The 24683-nt window shown below is 51.2% G+C and carries 21 protein-coding genes and 1 riboswitch; of the genes, 12 read left to right on the top strand and 9 right to left on the bottom strand.

Annotation, left to right across the window (positions count from 1 at the left end; genetic code table 11):
• Nucleotides 1-216: 216 nt before the first annotated feature.
• The 3 genes from R0134_RS00265 to R0134_RS00255 are packed head-to-tail and all read left to right on the top strand — an operon-like array spanning nucleotide 217 to nucleotide 2653.
• Nucleotides 217-963, top strand: a complete 747-nt coding sequence (locus R0134_RS00265; protein WP_319782942.1) for a 5-oxoprolinase subunit PxpA — start codon at nucleotides 217-219, stop codon at nucleotides 961-963.
• Complete coding sequence (gene pxpB, locus R0134_RS00260; protein ID WP_319782941.1) at nucleotides 960-1691, top strand: 5-oxoprolinase subunit PxpB; 732 nt, start codon at nucleotides 960-962, stop codon at nucleotides 1689-1691. Before R0134_RS00265 ends, pxpB begins: the two co-directional genes overlap by 4 nt.
• Nucleotides 1691-2653, top strand: a complete 963-nt coding sequence (locus R0134_RS00255) for a biotin-dependent carboxyltransferase family protein (RefSeq protein ID WP_319782940.1) — start codon at nucleotides 1691-1693, stop codon at nucleotides 2651-2653. Before pxpB ends, R0134_RS00255 begins: the two co-directional genes overlap by 1 nt.
• Nucleotides 2654-2822: 169 nt before the next feature.
• Here the strand turns inward: R0134_RS00255 and R0134_RS00250 are convergent, their stop codons facing one another.
• Nucleotides 2823-4205: an NAD(P)/FAD-dependent oxidoreductase gene (locus tag R0134_RS00250; RefSeq protein ID WP_319782939.1), complete on the bottom strand. Its 1383-nt coding sequence runs from the start codon at nucleotides 4203-4205 to the stop codon at nucleotides 2823-2825.
• Between the two features lie 343 nt (nucleotides 4206-4548).
• Here R0134_RS00250 and R0134_RS00245 point away from each other — a divergent pair, with 343 nt between their 5' ends.
• Entirely contained in the window at nucleotides 4549-6102 is a 1554-nt protein-coding gene (locus R0134_RS00245) for a phospholipase D family protein (protein ID WP_319782938.1), read from the top strand.
• Nucleotides 6103-6152: 50 nt separating this feature from the next.
• Here the strand turns inward: R0134_RS00245 and R0134_RS00240 are convergent, their stop codons facing one another.
• Nucleotides 6153-6713, bottom strand: a complete 561-nt coding sequence (locus R0134_RS00240) for a cytochrome b (RefSeq protein ID WP_319782937.1) — start codon at nucleotides 6711-6713, stop codon at nucleotides 6153-6155.
• Between the two features lie 320 nt (nucleotides 6714-7033).
• On the opposite strand from R0134_RS00240, the gene R0134_RS00235 reads away from it, so the two are divergent.
• Nucleotides 7034-8614 (top strand): phospholipase D family protein, encoded by a 1581-nt coding sequence (locus R0134_RS00235; protein WP_319782936.1) that lies wholly within the window; start codon nucleotides 7034-7036, stop codon nucleotides 8612-8614.
• 99 nt (nucleotides 8615-8713) lie between these two features.
• Here R0134_RS00235 and R0134_RS00230 read toward each other — a convergent pair whose 3' ends face one another.
• Nucleotides 8714-9112 (bottom strand): TM2 domain-containing protein, encoded by a 399-nt coding sequence (locus tag R0134_RS00230; protein ID WP_319782935.1) that lies wholly within the window; start codon nucleotides 9110-9112, stop codon nucleotides 8714-8716.
• A gap of 208 nt (nucleotides 9113-9320) precedes the next feature.
• Here R0134_RS00230 and R0134_RS00225 point away from each other — a divergent pair, with 208 nt between their 5' ends.
• Nucleotides 9321-10214, top strand: a complete 894-nt coding sequence (locus R0134_RS00225) for a prenyltransferase (RefSeq protein WP_319782934.1) — start codon at nucleotides 9321-9323, stop codon at nucleotides 10212-10214.
• Between the two features lie 58 nt (nucleotides 10215-10272).
• Here the strand turns inward: R0134_RS00225 and thiH are convergent, their stop codons facing one another.
• The 6 genes from thiH to thiC all read right to left on the bottom strand — a co-directional run bounded on the left by thiH (nucleotide 10273) and on the right by thiC (nucleotide 16786).
• A complete protein-coding gene (gene thiH, locus R0134_RS00220; protein WP_319782933.1) occupies nucleotides 10273-11394 on the bottom strand; it encodes a 2-iminoacetate synthase ThiH in 1122 nt (373 codons plus the stop codon).
• Nucleotides 11391-12161 carry a thiazole synthase gene (locus tag R0134_RS00215; RefSeq protein WP_319782932.1) on the bottom strand — a complete coding sequence of 257 codons (771 nt, stop codon included), beginning with the start codon at nucleotides 12159-12161 and terminating at the stop codon, nucleotides 11391-11393. Before R0134_RS00215 ends, thiH begins: the two co-directional genes overlap by 4 nt.
• 1 nt (nucleotide 12162) lies before the next feature.
• A complete protein-coding gene (gene thiS / locus R0134_RS00210; protein WP_319782931.1) occupies nucleotides 12163-12366 on the bottom strand; it encodes a sulfur carrier protein ThiS in 204 nt (67 codons plus the stop codon).
• Nucleotides 12363-13121, bottom strand: coding sequence for a molybdopterin-synthase adenylyltransferase MoeB (locus R0134_RS00205; protein WP_319782930.1), 759 nt, complete (start codon nucleotides 13119-13121; stop codon nucleotides 12363-12365). The genes thiS and R0134_RS00205 overlap by 4 nt, the downstream gene beginning before the upstream one ends.
• A gap of 165 nt (nucleotides 13122-13286) precedes the next feature.
• The gene (gene thiE / locus R0134_RS00200; RefSeq protein ID WP_319782929.1) at nucleotides 13287-14795 is read right to left on the bottom strand and encodes a thiamine phosphate synthase; all 1509 of its coding nucleotides are present in this window, start codon (nucleotides 14793-14795) and stop codon (nucleotides 13287-13289) included.
• The gene (thiC, locus tag R0134_RS00195) at nucleotides 14792-16786 is read right to left on the bottom strand and encodes a phosphomethylpyrimidine synthase ThiC (RefSeq protein WP_319782928.1); all 1995 of its coding nucleotides are present in this window, start codon (nucleotides 16784-16786) and stop codon (nucleotides 14792-14794) included. The genes thiE and thiC overlap by 4 nt, the downstream gene beginning before the upstream one ends.
• 78 nt (nucleotides 16787-16864) lie before the next feature.
• A riboswitch (TPP riboswitch) is annotated at nucleotides 16865-16969 on the bottom strand.
• 331 nt (nucleotides 16970-17300) lie between these two features.
• Here thiC and R0134_RS00190 point away from each other — a divergent pair.
• The 6 genes from R0134_RS00190 (at nucleotide 17301) to cysA (ending at nucleotide 24541) form a co-directional block, all read left to right on the top strand.
• The gene (locus tag R0134_RS00190) at nucleotides 17301-18272 is read left to right on the top strand and encodes an o-succinylbenzoic acid (OSB) synthetase (RefSeq protein WP_319782927.1); all 972 of its coding nucleotides are present in this window, start codon (nucleotides 17301-17303) and stop codon (nucleotides 18270-18272) included.
• Nucleotides 18273-18355: 83 nt separating this feature from the next.
• Nucleotides 18356-20326, top strand: coding sequence for an exoribonuclease II (locus tag R0134_RS00185; RefSeq protein WP_319782926.1), 1971 nt, complete (start codon nucleotides 18356-18358; stop codon nucleotides 20324-20326).
• 427 nt (nucleotides 20327-20753) lie between these two features.
• Nucleotides 20754-21758 carry a thiosulfate ABC transporter substrate-binding protein CysP gene (gene cysP, locus R0134_RS00180; protein WP_319782925.1) on the top strand — a complete coding sequence of 335 codons (1005 nt, stop codon included), beginning with the start codon at nucleotides 20754-20756 and terminating at the stop codon, nucleotides 21756-21758.
• A 3-nt stretch (nucleotides 21759-21761) separates the two neighbouring features.
• Nucleotides 21762-22604, top strand: coding sequence for a sulfate/thiosulfate ABC transporter permease CysT (gene cysT, locus R0134_RS00175; protein WP_319782924.1), 843 nt, complete (start codon nucleotides 21762-21764; stop codon nucleotides 22602-22604).
• The gene (cysW, locus tag R0134_RS00170) at nucleotides 22604-23443 is read left to right on the top strand and encodes a sulfate/thiosulfate ABC transporter permease CysW (RefSeq protein WP_087035802.1); all 840 of its coding nucleotides are present in this window, start codon (nucleotides 22604-22606) and stop codon (nucleotides 23441-23443) included. The genes cysT and cysW overlap by 1 nt, the downstream gene beginning before the upstream one ends.
• 6 nt (nucleotides 23444-23449) lie before the next feature.
• Nucleotides 23450-24541 (top strand): sulfate/thiosulfate ABC transporter ATP-binding protein CysA, encoded by a 1092-nt coding sequence (gene cysA / locus R0134_RS00165; RefSeq protein ID WP_319782923.1) that lies wholly within the window; start codon nucleotides 23450-23452, stop codon nucleotides 24539-24541.
• Nucleotides 24542-24683 lie beyond the last annotated feature (142 nt).

Here is a 24683-nt window from a genome sequence, read left to right as displayed (position 1 = left end):
GACCTCTTGGTTAAAATGAACGCATATCATAAGCACAAAAACGAGGCTGGCAAGACTATTTAATATTTTCAGCCACAGACTTCGGGTAAATAAGGCGCATTATGAGCACCTTTATTGCACACGCTTTGCCAACGGATGTTTAGCCGCTGCACTCAAGGTAAGATAGCGAGTTATTGTTAACGGTGTTGCAATGATATTTTTATGGGGAGAAGTGGGATGGCGAAATTATTGCTAAATGCAGATCTGGGTGAGAGCTTTGGCGCTTGGCAATTAGGCCAAGATGAAGCCGTGCTGCCCTTTATTGATTTGGCCAATATCGCCTGCGGCTTTCATGCCTCAGATCCCGATACCATGCGCCGCACCGTGCGCTTAGCTCACGATCATCAAGTAAAAATTGGCGCCCATCCGGCCTATCCAGATTTAGTCGGCTTTGGCCGTCGTTCATTAGCCTGTTCGCCCGCTGAGATAGAAAACATGGTGCTCTATCAGCTCGGCGCGTTGGACGGCCTGTGTCGTGCCGAGGGCACCCAAGTCAGCTACGTTAAGCCCCACGGCGCTTTGTATAACGACATGATGCGCGAGCCAGAAAAGCTGGCGGCCGTGATGCAAGCAGTAGCGCGTTATGATGCTAGCTTGCCACTTATGCTAATGGCCAAAGCGGATAACCAAGCAGCCCTAGATCTGGCCCAGTCTTTTGGTTTACAGCTATGGTTTGAAGCCTTTGCAGATCGCGCCTACGACAATGCGGGCTTTTTAGTCTCGCGCCAGCAGCCCGGTGCCGTACTTAGCTCGCCTGAGCAAATCGTCGAGCAAGCCAGACGTCTCATTATGGCAGAGCCGTTAACCGCCCGTGATGGCAGCGCCCTGTTGTTAGCGGCCGATACTTTGTGTGTACACGGCGACAACCCTGAGTCCATCGCCGCCGTAGCAGCTATCCGCCAGCTGCTGGATGGTATTGCGTGAATAAGAGCGTGATCCCCTTACCTCGCCTCGAAAATGCCGGCATGGATGCTTGGCTGGTGCGGTTATTTGATGCCATAGACGAGCGCAATATGGGCTGGATTACCGCTTTGGTCAGTGCATGCAAGCAGGCGTTTGGCGAACAGCTCGTAGATATAGTGCCTTCCTACACCACCGTCTTGGTGCAGTTTGACGCTTTGCAGCTAGACCATGCACAGGCGCGGCGCTTATTACAGCAAGTGCTGCGTGAGCTGGCGCCCAATCTGCACGCTGACGACGACACCGCCATTATCGAGCTGCCGGTTTGGTATCACCTAAGTGTTGGCCCAGAGCTGGCGCGTTTAAGTCAGCATACAGGACTGGAAATCTCCGCCTTAATTGAGCTGCACAGCCAGCCTGTGTATCGAGTATTTGCGCTGGGTTTTGCGCCCGGCTTTGCTTTTATGGGCAGCTTACCCGCCCAGCTTGAATTGCCGCGCCTCACACAGCCAAGAGCGCAAGTGCCTGCCGGCAGTGTGGCCATTGCTGGCCGCCAAACTGCCGCCTATCCCAACGCCTCGCCGGGTGGTTGGAATTTACTTGGCCGTACGCCGACTCAATTATTTGATTTACAAAGGCCCAGCTTAAGCCTGCTACAAGTGGGTAATAAGGTACGCTTTGTACCGGTCACAAAAGCCCAGTTTGAGCATTTAGGCGGCGATACCACGCCTATCGCCAAGGAGGCCTATTAATGCAGGGTTTGCTAACCGTCATCAAGCCCGGACCTTTAAGCACCTTGCAAGATGCAGGACGCGTTGGCGTGCGTCACTTAGGCATTAGCCAAGGTGGGCCGGCAGATCTGCAAGCTTGGGGCTGGGCCAATTGGCTGCTGGGTAATAACTGGGGTAGCCCTGCATTAGAAATTACCTTAGGCGGACTCACCCTAAGAGCCGAACAAAGATGCCACTTGGCTTTATGTGGCGCAGATATGCAGCCCCGCGTTAATGGCCAACCCTTGGCCAACAACCAATCGTTTACGCTCGCCGCCGGCGACGAGCTCCAACTCGGCATGGCCAAGTGCGGCGTGCGTGCCTATTTAGCCGTGGCCGGTGGCTTTATCGCAAAACCCGTTCTAGGCAGCGTAGCTTGTGTGATGCGTGATCAACTCGGTGGTCATCTGGGCGATGGCAGCAAATTAGCGGCCGGCGACACGCTCGCTTTTGCTAGCAGGGCTTTTTCTAGTAGCCATGTAGCCGATTTTATACCTCGGTGTCAGCTCCCCATTGGCGCGCTACCTCATTACCGGGAAGCAGCCACACTGATGATGATCCCTGGCGCCCAGTTTCGATTTTTTAACGATCACAGCCTGATCCAAGCCTTTAATCAGCCTTGGCGCGTGGATCCTCGATCGGATCGTATGGGGATCCGCCTGCAAGGCCCAATATTGCACTGCAACATTGAAAGTTTGATCTCAGAGGGCCTCACACTGGGCGCGGTACAGGTGCCACCTAACGGCCAACCCATTATCTTGCTTAACGACCGCCAAACGATTGGCGGTTATCCGCGCTTGGGCACGCTGACGCCGTTAGCCTGCGCGCGATTAGCTCAATGCCAACCGGGCCAAAAAGTGCGATTGGGCATATGCACAGCCAAACAAGCTCAAACGCAATACCGGGAATTTAGGGCGGCACTAAAGGACAGCCATACGCTTTAAGCCGCACGCCGTAAAATCATGGATCGAAGGGGTAGTGGTCTATCTTTGTTGCATAGCGTAAGGCTTACGGCGTATAGCTTAGTTTTCCGCTGTTTTAGCGATCAAAAAAGCCTGCCCCACACTTTTATGTAGGGCAGGCTTTTTCAGTAATGGTCAGTTAGGCAGACAATTAGTCGATTTTATCTAGCGTATTACTCTCAATAAAATCCAACGACATAAAGCTTTCTAACGAGTCATCCTTAATTTCTAACCAAGGGGCAGGCAACTGAGTTGCCAAAGTGCCCGTCACGGTAGAGGTATAAGATTTCTCTCTAAATGCCATGATGTTTTCTTCTTTGTCCTGCAGCCACTGCTTAAATAATTCACCCTGCTCTTCCACCGCAAAATCGGGATAGTCGGTGGGGCCAAGCAGGTCACGAATATAGCTCGCCTGAAAATCAATCGAGTCATGACAGCCGTTTAGTTGCTCATGGCGAGCTAACCAAGCTTGCATGTCTTGCTGGCGGGCCTCAGCTTCTGGCAAGGCTAGCTTGCCCAGCATCACATCGCGCGCATACCAAGCTTGAGCATCAAACATGTTAAAGGTGTAGTACTGATCCTGCATGCCTAAATAAATTAATTTAGGGTTGGGCTGGAAGAAAATACCTTTATACAAATTATCCGGATACAGACAGTTATGGGTCTGCAAGCGCAGCTCATCGGGCATAAACGGGAAGTGGAACAAATAACCGGTGCACATCACTATCGAATCAAACTGCTTGCTGGTGCCGTCAGCAAAATGGCCGATATCGCCTTCAAGGTGAGTCAGCAGCGGTCGCTCTGCCATGCCTTCTGGCCAATCAAATCCGATAGGGTTAGAGCGATAACTAATGGTGACCGACTTAGCGCCGTACTTAAAGCACTGCGAACCGATGTCTTCTGCCGAGTAGCTGGCGCCCACTAGCAATACGTTCTGATTTTCATATTCCAGCGCATCTCTAAAGTCGTGCGCATGCAGCACTCGGCCAGGGAACTGCTCCAAACCTTCAAAGTACGGCATATTTGGCGTAGAGAAATGACCGGTGGCCACGACGACATAATCAAACTCATTGGTTTCTTGCTCACCAGTTTTATGATTCATGACGGTAACAGTAAACATTTTGCTGCTTTCGTCATAAGTCACCCAACGCACTGGACACTCGAAACGGATGTATTTAAAAATGGCCTGCTTATCGATTCGACCCATAATGTAGTCTTTAAGCACGGCACGCGGCGGATAGGAAGGAATGGCCTGACCAAAATGCTCATCAAAAGAGTAATCTGCAAACTCTAAGCATTCTTTGGGACCGTTCGACCATAAATACCGGTACATGCTGCCATGAACTGGCTCGCCATTTTTATCTAAACCCGTGCGCCAGGTGTAATTCCACATGCCGCCAATATCATTTTGTTTCTCATAACAGACGACTTCCGGCAGGTTTTGTACCCCTGCTTGGCGTGCCGCCTCAAACGCTCTTAACTGCGCCAAACCACTCGGGCCTGCGCCTAGTATCGCTATTTTCTGCTGCTTCAAGATAATCTCCTTTAATGCAATAACCTTATCATACTAAAGGAATTACCTGTTGATTTACAAACAAAAAAGGAAATTTGCGCTAAAAGTAGCCAGATGAACCAGTTTATTTTAGCAACAAATGTTCACAACCCGAGCCTTAGCAGACGAATAAATAGTGCGATAATTAGCCTAGTATTAGCAGAAAATTCTGCAGAGGTAAGTGTTTGCTTACATGAATGATGAGTGCGCGGTAGTAGTGGCTTGAGGTCGATTCTCATTGCACTAAACAGGCGCCAGCCCTTATCTTTAATAGTACAGACTGCTTATACTTAATCCCACTTTGCATTCGCCACGTAGACACGCCATGACTCATTACTTTGCCAAGTTTTTATTACTCTGCACTCGGCTTACTGGCTTCCCAAGACCGGTCTGCGCGCCGATCCCCGCCCCTTTTGAGCCTAGAGAAAGCAAATATACCCGACTCGGCCAAGGCATTATTAACGAGGCAGAAGATCATCAAGGGTCGTCGGGCTTTTACTTACTGAGCAATGGCTTAGATGCATTTGTGACGCGCCTATCGTTAATGGAAGCCGCCGACCAGACCCTAGACGTGCAGTATTATCTGTTTCACAAAGACGCCACTTCTAAGCTGTTTACCCATTATCTGGTGCGCGCCGCCGATCGGGGTGTGAGAGTACGTCTCTTACTCGACGACTTTGGCCATTACGGCCAAGAGCGTTTGTTGCGCGCGCTGGTTGAGCACCCTAATATTTCGATTCGCTTATTTAATCCCTTTGCTAATCGCAAGCTACCTTATTTAGACTTTTTAACGCGCTTTTCCAAAGTGCAGCGGCGCATGCACAACAAATCGTTTATTGCCGATACCCAAGCCGCCATTATTGGCGGCCGTAATATCGGCAACACCTACTTTTCTGCCGATGAGTACACCAACTTTACCGACTTAGATGTGCTCGGTGTGGGCCAATTCGCCACCGAGGTGAGTACTGTCTTCGACTTATATTGGCAGCACAGCCTAGCGGTGCCGGTGCAGGATCTGCAGCGCAGAACCATTAAGCTGTCTTTAGCAGGCGTACGCCGAAAATTAGCGGTCCGCCGCCACAGCAAAATCAGCCGTGCATATTTAGCGCGCTTGGCAGATTTAGAGCTGGTAGAGCGGCTAAAGAAAGGCGAACTGGAGTTATATTGGGCAAAGTCACAATTGGTGTATGACCATCCGGATAAATTGCTCAATCACTGCTCCGATACGCGCGGTCATTTGGCGCCAACCTTAGACTGTCTATGGCAAGAGGTCACCACAGAAGCGCTGCTGGTGTCGCCCTATTTTATTCCTGGGGATAATGGCGTGGCCACCTTTGCCAGTTGGGTAGCGGCGGGCGCCAAGGTCACTGTCTTAACCAACTCGCTCGCAGCCAACGACGTGCCAATGGTGCACGCAGGTTATGCACGCTATCGCCCAGCACTGCTTAACGCCGGCGTGCAGTTATGGGAGTTGCAGCCCGACAGTAAAAAAGCCAGAAAAAGCAGACGTTCCCGGGGCTTACCCAGCTCTTCTAAAGCCAGCTTACATGCCAAAACCATGATTTTTGACCGTAAAATCCTATTTGTCGGCTCGCTTAATCTGGATCCTCGATCCCTTAACCTCAACACCGAAATTGGCGTCTTGATCCACAGTTCCGCGATAGCGGAATTTGCCAGTAAGATTTTTTTAGCTGAACTGCCTGAGCACGCTTGGCGGTTAGAGACGAATAAACAGGAAGGGTCTCGCCATCAGCTGCAGTGGAGTGATAAGTCTAATCCTGAGACCATAATGCACTACCAAACCGAGCCGCAGGCCAGCCGTTGGAGCCGTTTTAGGGCCTGGGTATTTGGTCACCTACCACTGGAGTCTTTGCTTTGAAGGACAGAGGTACGCTTTACGGCGTAAGGCGTACAACGTGGATCTTAGACCTAAACCTTATCGCCTAGCATACGGCGCAAGGTCCCGTCTTTATCAATCAAGTGGTGCTTGAACGCGCCCAAGATATGCAGCACCACTGCCAAAATCAGCAGGTAGCCCAAGATACCGTGCGCCGCTAGCATAAGGTCCGCCAGTGGCCCATTCAGCGGGATCACTTTACTTAAATTGGCCGGATCTGGATTTCTCGCAACCAGCTGCACACCAAAGAAAGCCACGCCATTGCCCCCTAATGCGGACATCAAAAAGCCAAACACTGGCATCAGTAATACGCCGACTAACAGTAGATAATGCACGCTGCGGGCGAGTACACGCTCAACATGCGAGTAGGTACTGACCGGCTCAGGCCAACCGTTTTTCAGGCGGCGGACAGCTTGCACCAGCACAATCAGAAAGATCAGCTGACCAAAAGATTTATGCCACGGATACAAACTGTATATTTCTGCCTCGGCCATGATCACGCCTACCGCAAGCATCACCAGCACCATGATCGCCAGCAGCCAGTGCAAGAAAATGGTGGTGCGGCTCAGTTTCGTTTTAGTATCAACATTCATTTGAATATTCCCCCACTCGTTATACGAATTTTTATCGGGATACAGATGCTGGCCGTCTCTGGAAGCTTATGGTTATACGCAGCATTGATTGGCCTCTGAGAGCAGCAGTACACCGCTTTGAGTGTTGACGCTAGGAGAATAAATAGCGAACCCTTCTTTAATTACTCTTGAATAAGCAGCCAGCCGTACTGACGCCGCGCCACTTGCGCACTCGATGTGCAGCTGCCCTTTTCTGATCCCCAAATTGGGTGCAGATCTGCAGTGTTATCCGTGCACGCTGGCTATACTGAGCTCATTCTCTCTGCCAGCTAGATGCGCCTATGAAAGCTTCTCTTACTCTGATCTCCATTAGCCTAGTACTGCTGCTGAGTACTGCACTCTCTGGCTGTAGTACCCAAGCGCAGGGATACAGCCCTGCCACCTTTGCGCTCAGCAACACGAAAAATACGCGTCTTGGCCAAGGTATTGCCAAAGAAGCATTGCGCCATCAGGCTCCCTCAGGCTTTCACTTACTGGGTAATGGCTTGGATGCCTTCGTCACGCGCTTGCTGTTAATAGAGGCAGCGGAGCAGACTTTGGATGTGCAATATTACTTGTATCACGACGATGCCACCGCCAAGTTGTTTACCCACTATTTGTTGCGCGCAGCGGATCGCGGCGTAAGAGTACGCATGCTATTGGATGATTTTGGTCACGACGGCCAAGAAAAACTGTTCAGCGCGCTGATCCAGCATCCTAATATTTCCATTCGACTATTTAACCCCTTCTCCAACCGCGCCATGCCTTATATCGATTTTTTATTCCGCTTCTCGCGGGTCAATCGGCGCATGCACAATAAGTCGTTTATTGCCGATAATCAGGCAGCTATTATTGGTGGTCGTAATATCGGTAACACCTACTTTGCCGCCGACGAATACGTTAACTTTGCAGATTTGGACGTATTGGGCGTGGGCAAGTTTGCACAGGAAGTATCAGGGGCTTTCGATCAGTATTGGAATCATAAATTATCAATTCCGATCCAGCAGTTAGAACGCGCCGCCCACCCTTTAGCTTTACCGGCGATACGTAGACAATTAGCGGACACCAGCAAAAACCAGCGCAGTCTCGCTTATCTGGCGCGCTTAGAGTCTTTGCGATTGGTAGAAGAGCTAAAGCACGGGGAGCTTGAGTTGCACTGGGCAGAGTACAGCCTTATTTTTGATGATCCCGACAAAATTCTTAACTCAACTAAAGATGATACCGGCCATATGGCACCGGCCCTTATCGCTTTGCTGGATAAGGTACATAGCGAAGCATTAATCGTATCGCCCTACTTTATTCCTGAAGATGAGGGCGTGAAAAATTTTGCCGACTGGGTGGAATCCGGCGCCAAGATCACTATTCTCACCAACTCGCTTGCCGCCAATGACGTGCCCTTAGTGCACTCCGGCTACGCCAGTTATCGCAAGGCGTTGATCGAAGCCGGAGTGGAGTTATGGGAGCTGCAACCCACGGCTAAAATAAAAATAAAGGGCCAGCGCAATCGCAGCCTGTCCAGTTCGTCTAAAGCCAGCCTGCACGCCAAAACCATGATTTTTGACCGAGATACGCTGTTCGTCGGCTCCATGAATATGGATCCGCGTTCCATTAACTTGAATACCGAAATTGGCGTGTTGATTTATAGCGAAAAGCTGGCCGATTATGCTAGCCAGGCGTTCTTAGAAGAGTTACCTGCTCATGCATGGCGCTTGGATTTGACGACCGCCGAGCGCTGGTGGGGTCCGTCGGAGCAGCTAATTTGGTTGGATGAGTCGACTACGCCTGCCACTATTATCAGTCGCGATAGCGAGCCCGAAGCCGGCCGCTGGATACGCTTAAAAGCTTGGATTTTTGGCCATCTGCCGTTGGACTCAATGCTTTAACGCCGGTGAGGAGTGAAGTGAAAAGAGAGGTAAGGCGCAAACAGAGCGCGAGCTTGATTACGCCTCACGCTTTACACCTCACCTCTTACTAGAATTTAACTAAAAACGGCGTGACTTACGATTAACTTCGTCGATTTGGCTGTTCAAGGTACAAAAATCATAAAGAAAACCGACCAAGAATAGGCCGCCGGTGAAAAACCAAATAATAGCCGTCACCCACTTGCCCATATACAGTCGATGCGCACCAAAGATGCCGAGAAAGGTCATCAACACCCAAGTGATATTATAATCGGTGGGCCCTTTGGCGTAACGATCATCCGCATCCCTGTCCATGCTGGGGATCAAGAATAAATCCACAATCCAGCCGACAAAAAACAGGCCAAGCGTAAAGAAGTACAGCACGCCACTAATGGGACGACCGTAGTAAAAACGATGAGCGCCCATAAAACCAAAAATCCACAGGACGTAGCCGATCACCTTGCTGTGTGTATTATTCACCTTAGCCCTACCCCTTACGTTATGACTCTCATTGTCAGCTTAACCACTCTATTCGACTAACGCCATGCTGCCATGCATAGTAAGGACGAAATATGTCACGGAACATAGGCGTAATAGACACTCGTGTCGCTTTATTTGGGACGGCTTTGTGTCAGGTCAATATCCGGCTGTGGCAACGGGGTATAGTGCGCCAAAAAGAGGGCATTGGATGCTAAAAATATTACTGGGTGTGTCCCGCATTAATTTTCTAACCTTGACCTTGGCTTGTATGCTGCTCGCACTGGCATTTAGCCTGTATCAAGGTGCCGTATTGCAGTGGCTTGATCTCGTTTTGGTGCTGATGGTCGCCCTCCCTGCGCACATTAGCGTTAACGCCTTTAACGAGTATTTTGATTTTCGCTCTGGGCTGGATTTTTTAACAACCAAAACTCCTTTTAGCGGTGGCAGCGGCACGCTCGTCGCCCACCCGCAACAAGCTAAGTTGACCTTGTTTTTAGCTTGGCTCAGCTTAAGTATCGTTATGGTAGCGGGATTAATACTGATCAGCCGTTATGGCTGGCCTTTGCTCTGGATTGGCTTACCCGGGGTACTTATTATCTACACCTATACCCAATACATTAATCGTTCACCCTTGGTATGCTTGGTGGCGCCAGGTATCGGCTTTGGTTTGCTCATGACTTTGGGCGCAATTTGGGTGTTGCAACAGTCTTTGGTGGCCGGTGCTTGGTTGCTGGCTGTTATCGTCTCTTTGCTGGTCAGCAATCTGTTATTGCTGAATCAATTTCCCGATGTCACCGCCGATCGGCAAGTAGGCAGACGCAATTATCCTATCCTGCTTGGCTTGGAGCCTTGCGCGATTATTTTTAGTATATTGCATCTTGTTGCGCTCGGTTTACTGCTCTTGGGGGTGAGTCTAGCCTGGCTGCCTAACCATGCTTTGGTGGCACTGCTGTCCGCAGGCGTACTGATCAAGTTAATCCCCGGGGTGATTCGCCAACACAGCAATAGGCATGCGCTAACCTCTTACCTGGGGCTAAACGTCTTCTTTATTCATCTGTACTTGTTACTGCTGAGCGCCGGTCTATTTTGGGCGGCATGGTAACCGTGGAGAGGGGGAGCGGGTAAGCAGCGGGAGCTCGCAATAGGGCTCCCGCTGATGATTAACGGCTGGCGGAGTAGCTGTTATCCCAGTCAGTCCAGACTGGTTGTAAACCTGTAGCCACCAAGGCCTTGGCCACCTCGGCCGGGCTGCGGTCGTCGTCAATTTCAAACTGCTCCAGCTCTGCCTTGACGTTTTCGACATAACCGCCCGGTTGAGTCTTGGAGCCGGCACTAATGCTGGTGATACCGAGCGGGATCACCTTGTCACGAAACGCCTGCGCTTCTCGGGTCGACAGGCTGAGTTCCAGCTCATTATCAAACAGCCGATAGGCACAAATCAGCTGCACCAGCTGACGATCGCTCATCAGCGACTTGGGCACTAGGCCGCCTTCGCAGGGGCGCAAACGCGGAAACGACACCGAATAGCGAGTCTGCCAGTACTGCTTTTGCAGATACCGTAAATGGGCCGCCACATAAAAGCTATCGGCGCGCCAGTCTTCCAACCCGAACAAGGCGCCCAGACCAATTTTGTCGATCCCCGCCTTACCCAGTCGGTCTGGTGTTTCTAGCCGCCAGCGAAAATCTTTTTTCTTGCCGCGAATATGGTGCTCGTCGTAGGTCAGATGCTGGTACGTTTCCTGATATACCATCACGCTGTCCAGCCCGTACTGGCGCAGCTCGGCATATTCGGCTTCGGACAAGGGCTGCACTTCCATCATCACATAGCTGAAGTGGCGCTTGACGATGGGCAACATCTGCTTGAAATACTCCATCCCCACTTTGCCTTCGTGCTCACCGGTCACCAGCAGCACGGTATCGAAGCCCATCGCCTTGATCGCCAGACATTCCTGTTCGATTTCTTCGGCACTCAGAGTCTTGCGCTTGATGCGGTTGCTCATGGAAAAGCCGCAATAAGTACAGTCGTTGGCGCACAGGTTAGATAAATACAACGGAATATAAAACCCGACCGTGCTACCAAAGCGCTGGCGAGTCAATTGATAAGACTGCTGCGCCATTTGCTCCAAGTACGGCTCGGCCGCCGGCGAAATCAACGCCATAAAGTCCTGCAAGTCGCGCTTGGGCTTGGCCAGCGCCAGCTCAACATCTTTTGCCCGCTTGGCATAAATGCTCATCTTGACGTCATCCCAATCCATGGATGACCATACGTCGAAAAAACTCATAACGTATCCAGGAAGTCGGTCAGAGGACTGGTGGCTTGAGCGTACTGGCTTTTGCCTGCCAGCCCAGCTAGATAGGCCATGCGCCCAGAGATAACCGCCAACTTAAAGGCTTCGGCCATGGCAATAGGATCACGAGCGGTGGCAATGGCAGTGTTGACCAACACAGCATCGGCACCTAATTCCATGGCGTAAGCGGCATGGCTAGGTGCGCCAAGACCTGCATCCACCACCACCGGCACATTGGCCTGTTCGATGATAATCTGCAAAAAGTCGTGAGTCACCAGACCTTTATTGGTGCCAATGGGGGCGCCCAGCGGCATCACGGCGGCACAGCCGACTTCTTCCAGTCGTTTGCACAACACGGGATCGGCACTGCAATAAGGCAATACGATAAAGCCTTCTTTAACCAGTATTTCTGCCGCTTTCAGGGTTTCTATCGGGTCTGGTAACAGATACTTGGGGTCAGGGTGCACTTCCAGCTTCAACCAGTTGGTACCCAGTGCTTCCCGTGCCAGACGCGCCGCAAACAGGGCTTCTTCTACCGTTTTGGCACCGGCGGTATTGGGCAACAAATTGACACCCAGCTCGAGCAGCGGCGGCAATATATCATCACTATGATTTTTAAGATCCAGACGTTTCATCGCCATGGTCACCAAGTCGGTGCCACTGGCAATAAAAGCGTCTTTCATCTGTTGGCCGTTGGCAAACTTGCCCGTTCCGGTAAACAGACGAGAACTAAAGGTTTTGTTGGCAATAATAAGACTCATGTTAGCCTCCGGCTATGGCGTGAAATAAGGTGATTTTATCGTTAGACGCTAATTGCTGTTCCGACCATTGACTGCGCGCCACCACCTGCTGATTAAGTGCCACCGCCACACCGGGCTTGTTTTGTTCAAGCTCCAGCAGTAACTGAGCCAGCGTCGTGCCTGCAGCCAACTCCAGCGAGTCGTTATTTAATATTATCCTGATCATGTCTCTTCCCTCTTTACACCACATACTGGACAAGCAGGGTCTTTAGGGACCCGCAAGCCGTGCCAACTATGATTTTTGGCATCAAACAGTTTCAACTCGCCCCAAGGCACAGTGCCGGTGCCGGTGAAGAACTTAATGGCTTCCAGCGCTTGTAGCATGCCAATGGTGCCCACTACCGGGCCAATTACCCCAGAGTTGCTGCAGTTCAGCTGCTCGCCAATATCGGTGCCATACAGGCAGCGATAACAGCCATGGTCGCGCTTAGGATCCAGCGCCAGCAATTGGCCTTCAAAGCGAATCGCCGCACCCACCAACAAGGGCTTGCCCGCCTGATAACAGGCCGCATTCAGTTGCTGGCGGATCAAAATATTGTCGGTGCAATCCAGCACCAAGTCGACTTCAGACACAAAGCCCGGCAGGCTTTGCTCATCCATCTTTTGATGGATGGCAATCACCTCCACTTCTGGATTAAGTTTTTGTAACTTAAGCCGCGCAGTTTCGGCCTTACTTTGCTTGATACTGTCCATGTCATACAGCGTTTGCCGCTGTAGATTGCTGACGTCGATGTGATCAAAGTCAGCCAACCACAAGGTGCCCACGCCCGCCGCGGCCAAATATTGCACCGCCGGCGAGCCTAAACCACCTAGCCCCACCACTAAGATAGAGGCCTGCTTCAGCTTCAACTGACCTTGTTCGCCAACTTCTTCCAGCAGTAGGTGCCGGCTATAGCGCATAAATTCGTCATCGCTGAGCATAGTAATTCTCCACCAAGGTCAGCAAAGTACAGGTCGCAGTTTGCGGGCTATAAACGTCCGTTAATTCGTCATCGCTGAGCATAGTAATTCTCCACCAAGGTCAGCAAAGTACAGGTCGCAGTTTGCGGGCTATAAACGTCCGTTAATTCGTCGTCGCTGAGCATATTAGCCCTCCACCAGAGCCAGCAGCTCGCGGGTCGCGGCTTCGGGATTATCGGCTTCGGTAATGGCGGTCACCAGCGCTATGCTGCCAATGCCCGTCTCGGCCACTAAGGGCACACGATCACGGCTAATGCCACCAATAGCTACTAATGGAAACTCTTTTTCCATTAGTGCTACATAGCGATGTAAGCGCTCTAAGCCTTGTGGCCGCGAGGGCATGTCTTTGGTCTTGGTAGGGAAGATATGCCCCAATGCCAAGTAAGACGGTTTCAACTCACGGGCACGCAGCATTTCGTAATAACCGTGGGTTGATAAACCTAACTTAATACCGGCAGCACGAATTGCTTCAAGATCGGCGATTTCGATGTCTTCTTGGCCTAAATGCACGCCATAAGCGCCATGTTTAATAGCTAAGCGCCAGTAGTCGTTAATAAATAGGCGTGCGTTAAAGCGCTGACCCAGCTCAACGGCGGCCTTAATATCGGCTTCTACTTGGTCGTCGGTTTTATCTTTGATGCGCAGCTGTAAGGTGCGTACACCCCAAGTCAGCAGTTGCTCCAGCAAAGTGATGCTGGTCACTACCGGATACAGCCCTAATTTCAGGGTATCCATGGCAGTAAACTCACCCTTAGGGTGCGGGCCACTAATGCCTAACTGCTCGGCCAAAGCTGAACCGGGCATTACTACCGTTGGGAAGTCATTCAGATCCGTTGGCCAACCTAAGTGCGCCACCGGGCCCGCGCCAGCACCGATTGCTTCGGCACCTTTTAAGCCTTGGTTTACATAGGCTTTGGCTAATACCAGCGCATCTTCTATTGGGTAATCCAGCGCGATGGCGGTGGCGATAGCAGAGGACAAAGTGCAACCAGTTCCGTGACCATGTACCGTCTCGACTTTAGGGCTGGCCAGCCAAATCTCGCGCTCGCCGTCCGTATAAAAATCGATGGCTTGATTATCTGCCCAATCAAAATGACCGCCTTTCACCAATACGGCACGGGCACCCATTTCTAGCAGCGCAGCAGCACCTGCCCGCACGTTCGCCGCAGAGTCGGGCGTAATGCCCGACAATACTGCTAATTCGATGGCGTTAGGGGTGATTAAGTCCACTTCTGCCAGCAAATGCTGCTTGATGGCCGGTAATAAGCTGGCCTCAGCCATGGCTTGGCCGGTACTGGCAATCGCCACCGGATCCAGCACTACGTAAGGCTGCCACTGGCGGCGATATTCGCGCAGATAACGGGCCAATACCTCGGCACGCAAACCACCGGGCAACAAACCAATCTTGATGGCTTTAGCCTGCATATCCGTGGCCAATGACACTAATTGGCTGGTAAAAGCCTGCATTAGCACAGGCTCAACCATGGATACGGCAACGGAATTTTGCGCGGTAATGGCGGAAATAACCGAGCAGCCGTGGCCGCCCAGTGTGTGAATGGTGTGCAAGTCTGCCTGAATTCCAGCGCCGCCGCCCGAATCAGAACCGGCAATGGTCCAGACTATGGGTCTTGTCATAACAATTCTTTCTCCAATTTGTCCGCTTGGTGATACAGCTCACCGCCGCGCTTTTTAAATTCTTCTGACATCTGCGCCATGCCTGCAATCACGGTTTCGTGGTTGCCATTAATATCCACCATCTGAATGGCGATGGCTTCTTGTGCGGCCGCATATTCACGTACTTCTTGGGTAATTTTCATCGAGCAGAATTTAGGGCCGCACATAGAGCAAAAGTGCGCCACTTTTCCGGATTCTTGGGGTAAAGCTTCGTCGTGATAATCGCGGGCCGTTTGTGGGTCTAGGGCCAAATTAAACTGGTCTTCCCAACGGAATTCAAAACGGGCCTTCGACATGGCGTTATCACGAATTTGTGCACCCGGATGGCCTTTGGCCAAGTCAGCCGCATGGGCGGCTATCTTATAAGTGATTAACCCCTGCTTCACATCTTCTTTATTGGGCAGACCTAAGTGCTCTTTTGGTGTGACGTAACACAACATAGCGCAACCGTACCAACCAATCAAAGCCGCACCTATGCCAGAGGTAATGTGGTCATAGCCAGGCGCAATATCTGTGGTCAGCGGGCCTAAGGTATAAAATGGCGCTTCATGACAATGCTCTAATTGCTCTTCCATGTTGCGTTTGATCATGTGCATCGGCACGTGACCTGGGCCTTCAATCATCACCTGTACATCGTATTCCCAGGCAATTTTAGTCAGCTCGCCCAAGGTATATAATTCGGCGAACTGCGCTTCATCGTTGGCATCGGCAATGGAGCCCGGGCGCATGCCATCGCCGAGTGACAATGACACATCATAGGCGGCACAGATCTCACAAATATCGCGAAAACGCTCATATAAGAAGCTTTCTTTATGATGGGATAAACACCATTTAGCCATAATAGAGCCGCCGCGGGAGACGATGCCGGTCACGCGCTTGGCCGTCATCGGCACATAGCGCAGCAAGACGCCGGCATGAATGGTGAAGTAGTCCACACCCTGCTCGGCTTGTTCAATCAAGGTATCGCGAAACACTTCCCAGTTAAGATCTTCGGCCACGCCGTTCACTTTTTCCAACGCCTGATAGATAGGGACGGTACCTATGGGTACTGGGCTATTACGCAAGATCCACTCGCGAGTCTCGTGAATATTACGGCCCGTAGACAGGTCCATCACGTTATCGGCACCCCAGCGAGTGGCCCACACTAACTTCTCTACTTCTTCCTCAATCGACGAAGTTACCGCCGAGTTACCGATGTTGGCATTGATCTTAACCAAGAAGTTGCGCCCGATAATCATCGGCTCAGATTCGGCGTGGTTAATGTTGGCCGGAATAATGGCGCGACCTTCGGCTACTTCTTTACGCACAAACTCAGGAGTAATACTCTCCGGCAGGTTGGCGCCAAAGCTTTCACCCTTATGCTGTTGCAGCAGCATTTCATCACGCACTCGCTCACGACCCATGTTTTCACGGATGGCGATATATTCCATTTCCGGCGTGATAATGCCTTTGCGCGCATAATGCATTTGGGTCACGCAATGGCCTAACTTGGCTTTGCGGGGTTTGGGCATCTGCTCAAAACGCAGGTGATCCAGGCCATCATCGGCCATGCGCTCTTGGGTAAACTCAGAGCTCACTTGTGCCAATTCAACCGTATCTTCACGGTCCAAAATCCACTGGCGGCGCAGCTGGGGCAACCCTTGGCGTACATCAAGCTCGGCGCTTGTGTCGCCATAAGGGCCTGAGGTGTCATAGATAGGTACAGGCGCATTAGGCTCAAGAATGGGGTTTTCTTCACTGCCGCCTTTAAAGCTATCGGCCAAGTGAATTTCGCGCATCGCCACTTGTATATCTGGGCGTGAGCCTTGGATAAAAATGCGCTTAGAATTAGGAAAGTGTTCGCCTTTGAGGTTATCGATAAACTCTTGGGCTTGGCTGCGCACTTCGCGACGGTTAATTTTCTTAGGCTTTTGATCTGAAACGTTCGTTAGTTTTGGTGCTTTCGTTGACATAGCAATCTCACTTAAATCCATGTTGGGTGAAAATGCTTGTCAGGAGTGTTGATGAAGAACTTGGCAGAGGAGGTAAACGCCAAATTCTCACTTGCTTCCCTTACGCAGGTATTAGCCTGATCAGGTTCAACGGATCCCACTTACTGTGGTCTCAGCCCATATAGAGCACTCCGACAAGATAGTGGTCAGTAAAGCAGATCTCGATTACAAAAGCAAAGCTGCGAGAAGGTGAAATCAGTACGTCTTTACACTGTAGGGTCGAATTCATTCGACCGATTGTTAAGTGCGCGGTGATTTCTGGTCGAATAAATTCGACCCTACAAAAAACGGTGTGCCATTTAGATATTTGCTCCTCCAAAGGCTAACCCCAACGCTATCAGCGCTGCAAAACAGTAAGGCACCTTACATGCTGGCCAGCCCGCTGAACGCATGTTAGTTTCATGTAAAAGTAAGTATGTGAAAGCAAATGCATAGCGTTAAGCTAAAAAAGCCAACACTCAGAAGTAGAGAACTTATGCACATTAACCTCTATCGCTATCAATTGCCGTTGACCATGCCGCTCACCATCAATGGCAGCACTATCGTCCACCGTGAGGGTTTTTATGTGGAAATTGAGGGGCATTGGGGCGAAATTTCACCTCTGCCTAATGACTTATCCAATGGACAAGGCGACAGCGATTTAAGCTTAGAGCAAGACTTGCTGGTGGCCGTTGAGCGTTTGCGCCACGGGTTGGCTTATGGGGCCAGATTGCCGGCGGTACAGTTTGGTCTAGATTGCGCACTGGCTAAAGTGAGCTCGGCACCTTTAACGGTGCAGCAAACCCCACATTCTTTACCGCTATTTTCTTTACCGCTACTGGAGGGCCCAAGAGATCCATTAGTGCGCGCTTGGCGCTGTCGGCGCGTCCATCCAGAGCGTGCTTGGCTCACTCTCACCGGCGATGTGCACTACGACGCCAGTTTAGTGCGCGAGCTCTGCCTGTTAGCACCCTCTGTACGCTTAGTGCTGGACGCCGCGGGACGCTTAGATAAGGAGCAAATCGGGGGTTTATGGCAGCGTATAGATGGTAGCCGCATCGACTGGCTACTGGATCCCAGCGCCGACTTGCCAACCGCAAAAGCCTTAGCCGAACAATACTCAATGCCAGTGGCGCTCGACCTCGCCCGCTACTCCGATTTTACCTCAGCAACGGCTCCCAACTTAGCCATTGCAGAGCTCGCGTTCGCTAAGGCGATGATCATTAGGCCCGCGCAGTTGGGCGGACTTGCCCACAATCAACAACTGGCCGCGCAAGCTCGCGACTTAGGTTTAGAAGTTATGCTGGGCGACAGCTTACAAAGTGGCCTAGGTCAGCATCAGTTAGCCCATTTATCTCATCACTGGCTGCCGGGTGCGGCGCTGGCATTAGGTCGCTGCCGCTACCTGCTGGACTCTGGTATTAATAAACAAGGACAGCCTGCTATCGCTGGACTCACGCCGCTCTAACCCTGCTCTTACGCTTAAGCACTGCTTGGCATATGAGGGGTAAATCCGTATAGTCAGCTGCATATTTCGACAGGTTTCTATATATGTTTCAAAATAACCCCCTATTAGCTCAGCTAAAGCAACAAATGCGCGATGACCTTGATGTTAAAGAAGGTATGGTTAAAGGTACCTCTAAAGGTTTTGGCTTTTTAGAAGTCAGCGAGAAAGAAAGCTACTTTATTCCACCACCACACATGAAAAAAGTCATGCATGGCGATCACATTACCGCCATCTTGCGTACCGAAAACGATCGGCAACTGGTTGAACCAGAGACCCTAATTGAAGCCGGTGTCACTACTTTTGTAGCCCGCGTTAAGTGGTTCCGCGATCGCTTAAATCTGGTGCCCGACCATCCGCTAATGAACGAAGCCATTAAAGCCCGTGCCGTTAAAGGCATTGACGAAAAAAGCTTAAAAGAAGGCGATTGGGTATTAGGCGAACTGACCTCACACCCGCTCAAAGGCAATGGCTTTTTCGCCAACGTTATCGAAGTGATCGCCGGCGTTGACGACCCGAACGCGCCGTGGTGGGTAGTATTGGCCCGCAACAAATTGACTAAATACGCACCAGAAGACAACAAAGATTGGCAGCAAGTGCCCGATACGCTGACTCGTCGCGATCTTACCGATGTGCCTTTCTTCACTATCGACGCCGAATCCACGCTGGATATGGATGATGCCTTGAGCATCACTAAGCTCGATAATGGCTGGGAACTACTGGTGGCCATCGCCGATCCTACCGCCTATGTGCCCCATAACAGCGTGATGGACAAAGTGGCCGCCGAACGCGCCTTTACCGCTTATATGCCAGGCCGCAACATTCCTATGCTGCCGCGTACCTTGTCTGATGAGCTGTGCTCATTACAAGAAGGCGTTGAACGCCCGGTGATCTGCGCGCGCTTGTTTATCGACAATGACGGTAAAGTAGACGAAAAAGCCGAGTTCTTCGCTGCCACTATGCGCTCTCATGCTCGCCTGAGCTACGACAACGTGTCTAATTGGATTGACGAAATTGGTGATTGGCAGCCGGCTAATGACATTATTGCCGAGCAAATACGCCAAATGAAAGCGTTCACGCTCACGCGCGCTGCGTGGCGCACCCAGCACGCCATCATCTTTAAAGACCGCCCTGATTTTCGCTTCGCACTCGATGCAGACAGCAACGTGACAGATATCTTGGTAGATTATCGTCGTATCGCCAACCAGATGGTTGAAGAGTCGATGATTGCCGCCAACTTGGCCTGTGGTAACTGGCTAAACGAGCGCATAGGCACGGGTATTTTTAACGTGCACTTGGGTTTTGATAGCGAGAAAATGGAAGGCTTAGTGGAGCTGCTTGCCGCTCACGATTCACCCTTTGCGCCAGAAACACTCAGCACGCTAGAAGGTTTCTGTGCCCTGCGTCGTTGGGTAGATGCGCGCGAAACCTCTTATCTGGACAGCCGCACTCGTCGTTACCAGTCGTTTGCCGCCATGAGCCCAGTACCAGGCCCACACTTTGGTTTAGGCTTAACGGCTTACGCTACCTGGACCTCGCCGATTCGTAAATATGGCGACATCGTCAACCATCGCTTAATTAAGGCGATTTTGGCCGACCAAGATCATAACGCTTTCGTACCAAGCAATGAGCTAGCGGTGCATTTGTCGGATCAACGCCGCATGCATCGTCGTGCCGAGCGCGATATCGCCGACTGGCTGTACGTGCGTTACTTAAAGCCAGCTGTGGCCGAAGGTAAAGTCTTTGATGCAGATATCGTCGATGTAGGTCGGGGGGGTGTGAGATTACGCCTGCAAGAGAACGGTGCTGGGGTATTTATGCCTTCATCACTGATCTGCTCGAATCGCGATCGCTTAGAATGCAGCTGGGACGATGGCCGCGTCTACTTAGACAAGGCCACCTTGTACGAGCTAGGCCAAACGGTGCAGATCATCATCACCGAAGCCATCGAAGAGACCCGCTCTTTGATAGCCAAACCTGCTCAGCCTATTTCACCGGTGGCGCCACAAGCGCAGTAAATCGCTGATAGTTATAGCAAGATTGCCAAAGGGCCTGCATCAGCAGGCCTTTTTTATGTGTGAGGGGTGAGGCGTAAAGAGTGAAGCGGACGAGATAAGAACAGCTGTACGCTTTACGTCGTACGTTATCCGTTAAAGATAAATCCACCTAAAACCGGTCGAATAAAATTCGACCCTACAAAGCCCCTCTTTGGCCCTACCCATTAAATCTCTTTCAGATCTGATCTCTATTTTTCCGTGGCAAAAAATTCTTTAGTGTTTGTCTTTTAGCTGGGTGCTTGGCGCCGGGCGCTCGGCGCTGCGCTCCTTGTCCATTATACTCGCCCCTGCTTATATATAACCAAAATGAATATGAAACAGCTTATCAATCACTTATGGATCTATTAGTATGGTTGCATATCAATCTTTCATGTTTCTGGAGTGCATCATGCGTAAATCACTGATTGCGACCCTGCTACTAACGGCAGGTTTAAGCGCAGCTGTTCCTGTGCAGGCTAAAGAGCTACTGAACAGTAGCTATGACATTGCTCGCGAATTATTCGCCGAAATTAACCCAGCTTTCGTTGCGCACTGGGAAAAAGAAACCGGGGAGAAGCTGACCATCAAGCAAACTCATGCCGGTTCTTCCAGCCAAGCACAGGCAATTTTACAAGGCTTGCGCGCCGACGTAGTCACCTACAACCAGGTAACTGACGTGGATGTGTTGTATGAAAAAGGCAAACTGATCCCAGAAGATTGGAGAGCCCGTCTGCCGAACGACAGTTCACCTTATGTATCGACCATGGCGTTTTTGGTGCGCAAAGATAACCCCAAAAATATCAAAGACTGGAGCGACTTAACGCGCGAAGACGTTAAATTGGTGTTTCCAAATCCTAAAACCTCAGGCAACGGCCGTTACACTTACTTAGCCGCGTGGGGCGCCGCCGATAAACAGTTTGATGGCGACCAAGATAAAATTCGTGAGCACATGGGCAAGTTGATTAACCAAGTTGCGGTATTTGATACTGGTGGCCGTGGCGCCACCACTACCTTTATCGACCGCGGTATTGGTGATGTACTGATCACTTTTGAATCGGAAGTGAACAACATTCGCGACTTGTACGCCGCTGACGGTTATCAAGTAATAGTCCCATCCGTAGACGTGTTAGCTGAATTCCCCGTCACTTGGATTGACCGTAACGTAAAGCGTAACAAGACCGAGAAAGAAGCCAAGGCCTATTTAGAGTTCTTATATAGCTCGGATGCCCAGCGCATCTTGGCGAAGCACTACTATCGCGTAAACGACAAAGAAGTGGCCGCTGAAGTGGCTGACAAATTCCCAGAAACCGAGCTGTTTAAAGTAGAAGACGTATTTGGCAGCTGGGAACAAGCCATGAAAGATCACTTTGCTAGCGGCGGCACCTTAGACCAGCTACAGGCAAAGGGACGCTAAGCCATGGCGGCGCTGTTGGGCTCATCTAAGCGAGTGTTACCCGGCTTCACCTTAAGCCTGGGCACGAGCATGCTGTTTGTCAGTTTGATTATCTTGTTACCGCTTACCGGCTTGGTGATGAACACCAGCCAAATGGGCTGGGCACAATACTGGCAAGTGATTAGTGATCCCCGAGTTGTGGCTACCTATAAGGTCACCGCCAGCGCCGCTGCTGCTGCCAGCTTGTTTAACATGGTGTTTGGCCTATTAATGGCCTGGATTTTAACGCGTTATCGTTTTCCTGGCCGTGCCTTGCTGGACGGCCTAATGGACCTGCCCTTCGCCCTGCCTACCGCGGTGGCCGGCCTCACCTTGGCCTCTTTGTTTGCTACTAACGGTTGGTATGGCGAATGGTTGGCGGATTTCGGCATTAAGGTGTCTTACACCTGGATGGGCATAGTGATTGCCATGGTTTTTACCAGCGTGCCCTTTGTAGTGCGCACGGTACAGCCGGTGTTAGAAGACTTAGGCCCAGAGTACGAAGAAGCCGCGGCCACCTTAGGCGCGACTCCTTGGCAGGCATTTAGCCGAGTGGTGTTGCCCGAGTTGAAGCCTGCGTTAATTACCGGTACCGCGCTGTCTTTTACCCGCAGTTTGGGTGAGTTTGGTGCCGTTATCTTTATTGCCGGCAACATGGCTTGGCAAACCGAAATTACTGCTTTGATGATTTTCATCAAGATCCAAGAATTTGATTTGGCGGGCGCCAGTGCCATCGCCAGCGTGATCTTGCTGGCCTCGTTCGTACTGCTGTTCTTGATTAACGGCATTCAAAGTCGCTTTATGCGCCGCGTACGAGGTAATAGCTAATGGAACAATCCTTAACTTTAGCCACAACCCGCCCTTGGGGCCGTTGGTTCTTGATTGGTACCGGCACCGTGCTCACCATACTATTATTGGTGGTGCCGCTGCTGGCCATTATCGCCGGTGCTTTTGCCGCCGGTGTGGGTGGCGTAATTGAAAACTTAAATGAACCAGACATGCTGCATGCCATTGGCTTAACGCTGATGGTCGCCGCCTTAACGGTGCCCATTAACTTAGTATTTGGCACCCTACTAGCTTGGTTGGTGACGCGCTTTAACTTTCGCGGCCGCCAATTACTGCTCACCTTAATGGACGTGCCCTTTGCCGTATCACCAGTAGTGGCGGGGTTATTGTATCTGTTGATGTACGGCGTAAACGGCCCAGTGGGCGGTTGGTTCGACGGTTACGATATGCAGCTGATGTTTGCCTGGCCCGGCATCGTAATGGTGACGGTATTTGTAACCTGCCCGTTTATGGTGCGCGAACTGGTGCCCTTAATGAGCAGCCAAGGCACGGATTCGGAAGAAGCGGCCGTCTTACTCGGCGCCAGTGGCTGGCAGTTGTTTCGAAAAATCACCTTGCCAAATATTCGCTGGGCGCTGATTTACGGGGTGATTTTAACCAACGCCCGCGCCGTGGGTGAGTTTGGCGCCGTGTCAGTCGTGGCGGGCGGTATTCGCGGTGAAACCAATACTCTATCGTTGCACGTAGAGTTATTGCATCAAGACTACAACGCGGTCGGCGCTTTTACCGCCGCCGCGCTGCTAACTTTGATGGCCATCTTCACCTTATTAATTAAATCTTATCTTGAGTGGCGCTTACACAGCGCCGCAGCACAGGAGTAGCACCGCATGAGCATTCATATTGAGGGTATTAATAAATCCTTTGGCAAAACTCAGGTGCTGCACGATATTAATCTGGATTTGCCCAGCGGCCAGTTAGTGGGCTTATTAGGCCCTTCCGGCTCCGGCAAGACTACGCTGCTGCGTATTATTGCCGGCTTGGAGCACGCCAACAGCGGGCGCATTAGCTTTAACGGCAATGACGTGACCGACTTGCATGCCCGCGACCGTCAAGTGGGTTTTGTTTTTCAAAACTACGCGCTGTTTCGCCATATGACGGTGTTCGACAATATCGCTTTTGGCTTAAGCATCTTGCCCAAGGCGCAGCGGCCCAGTAAAAAAGATATCAAACTGAAAGTGGATCAGCTGTTAGAAATGATCCAGCTGTCGCAGGTTGCCCAGCGCTTTCCCGCTCAATTGTCTGGCGGCCAACGTCAGCGCGTAGCCTTGGCGCGTTCACTGGCGGTAGAGCCACGGGTATTACTGCTTGATGAACCTTTTGGCGCACTGGACGCACAAGTACGTAAAGAGCTGCGCCGCTGGTTGCGCCGACTGCATGACGAGCTGCACTTCACCAGCGTGTTTGTAACTCACGATCAAGAAGAAGCCATGGATGTATCGGATCAAGTGGTGGTGATGAGCCAAGGCAAGGTTGAACAGATAGGCGCGCCCGATGCGATTTGGGAAGAACCCGCCAGCCGCTTCGTGCTGGAATTCTTAGGCGAAGTGAACAAGATAGATGGCGAGCTCAATGGCAGCCGCTTTAAGGTGGGCCATTATCCGCTGCAATTACCGGTGGCCAGCCATAAACAAGGCGCAGCCAGCTGGTATTTACGCCCCCATGAAATTAGCCTGAGCACTGAGGTTAACGCCCAACATCCGCTGCCGGTATTGGTGACCGACGTCAATGCACGTGGCAGTTTAGTACAACTCGAATTAGAGCCTAAAGATTGGCCAGGTCAATTGATGGAAGCGCAATTACCTCATCAGCACCTGATTGGCGTAAAGCGCGGCCAAACCTTATATCTAGGCAGCCAAGGCGGCCGCCTCTATGCGGGCGAGCAGCAAGTGACCGATAGCAGTTTAGCACTCACTGCTTAAGAGGCGGCTTAATGTAACGTGAGGTGTTTGGGTTTTGTAGGCGAACGCTTGCTCTCGCATTTCGCCGAAGGCGAAACTCTTTAAAAAGCTAACCTTTTTGCCACGGAAGAACATGGAACCCACGAAAAAATAGAGATCAGAT

This window comes from Oceanisphaera sp. IT1-181, from assembly GCF_033807535.1.
GTDB lineage: Bacteria > Pseudomonadota > Gammaproteobacteria > Enterobacterales > Aeromonadaceae > Oceanimonas.
Note: the sequence above shows the minus strand (reverse complement) of the source record. Positions and strands in the feature narration are given on the sequence as shown.

What these genes read in the sequence shown, in the direction of transcription:
- R0134_RS00225 (WP_319782934.1), top strand. Translation starts at nt 9,321, where the DNA reads ATGCTAAAAATATTACTGGGTGTGTCCCGCATTAATTTTCTAACCTTG.
- thiH (WP_319782933.1), bottom strand. Translation starts at nt 11,394, where the DNA reads ATGAGTTTTTTCGACGTATGGTCATCCATGGATTGGGATGACGTCAAG.
- R0134_RS00265 (WP_319782942.1), top strand. Translation starts at nt 217, where the DNA reads ATGGCGAAATTATTGCTAAATGCAGATCTGGGTGAGAGCTTTGGCGCT.
- thiC (WP_319782928.1), bottom strand. Translation starts at nt 16,786, where the DNA reads ATGTCAACGAAAGCACCAAAACTAACGAACGTTTCAGATCAAAAGCCT.
- thiE (WP_319782929.1), bottom strand. Translation starts at nt 14,795, where the DNA reads ATGACAAGACCCATAGTCTGGACCATTGCCGGTTCTGATTCGGGCGGC.
- cysW (WP_087035802.1), top strand. Translation starts at nt 22,604, where the DNA reads ATGGAACAATCCTTAACTTTAGCCACAACCCGCCCTTGGGGCCGTTGG.
- cysT (WP_319782924.1), top strand. Translation starts at nt 21,762, where the DNA reads ATGGCGGCGCTGTTGGGCTCATCTAAGCGAGTGTTACCCGGCTTCACC.
- R0134_RS00255 (WP_319782940.1), top strand. Translation starts at nt 1,691, where the DNA reads ATGCAGGGTTTGCTAACCGTCATCAAGCCCGGACCTTTAAGCACCTTG.
- R0134_RS00185 (WP_319782926.1), top strand. Translation starts at nt 18,356, where the DNA reads ATGTTTCAAAATAACCCCCTATTAGCTCAGCTAAAGCAACAAATGCGC.
- R0134_RS00190 (WP_319782927.1), top strand. Translation starts at nt 17,301, where the DNA reads ATGCACATTAACCTCTATCGCTATCAATTGCCGTTGACCATGCCGCTC.
- R0134_RS00205 (WP_319782930.1), bottom strand. Translation starts at nt 13,121, where the DNA reads ATGCTCAGCGATGACGAATTTATGCGCTATAGCCGGCACCTACTGCTG.
- R0134_RS00240 (WP_319782937.1), bottom strand. Translation starts at nt 6,713, where the DNA reads ATGAATGTTGATACTAAAACGAAACTGAGCCGCACCACCATTTTCTTG.
- cysA (WP_319782923.1), top strand. Translation starts at nt 23,450, where the DNA reads ATGAGCATTCATATTGAGGGTATTAATAAATCCTTTGGCAAAACTCAG.
- R0134_RS00245 (WP_319782938.1), top strand. Translation starts at nt 4,549, where the DNA reads ATGACTCATTACTTTGCCAAGTTTTTATTACTCTGCACTCGGCTTACT.
- cysP (WP_319782925.1), top strand. Translation starts at nt 20,754, where the DNA reads ATGCGTAAATCACTGATTGCGACCCTGCTACTAACGGCAGGTTTAAGC.
- thiS (WP_319782931.1), bottom strand. Translation starts at nt 12,366, where the DNA reads ATGATCAGGATAATATTAAATAACGACTCGCTGGAGTTGGCTGCAGGC.
- R0134_RS00235 (WP_319782936.1), top strand. Translation starts at nt 7,034, where the DNA reads ATGAAAGCTTCTCTTACTCTGATCTCCATTAGCCTAGTACTGCTGCTG.
- R0134_RS00215 (WP_319782932.1), bottom strand. Translation starts at nt 12,161, where the DNA reads ATGAGTCTTATTATTGCCAACAAAACCTTTAGTTCTCGTCTGTTTACC.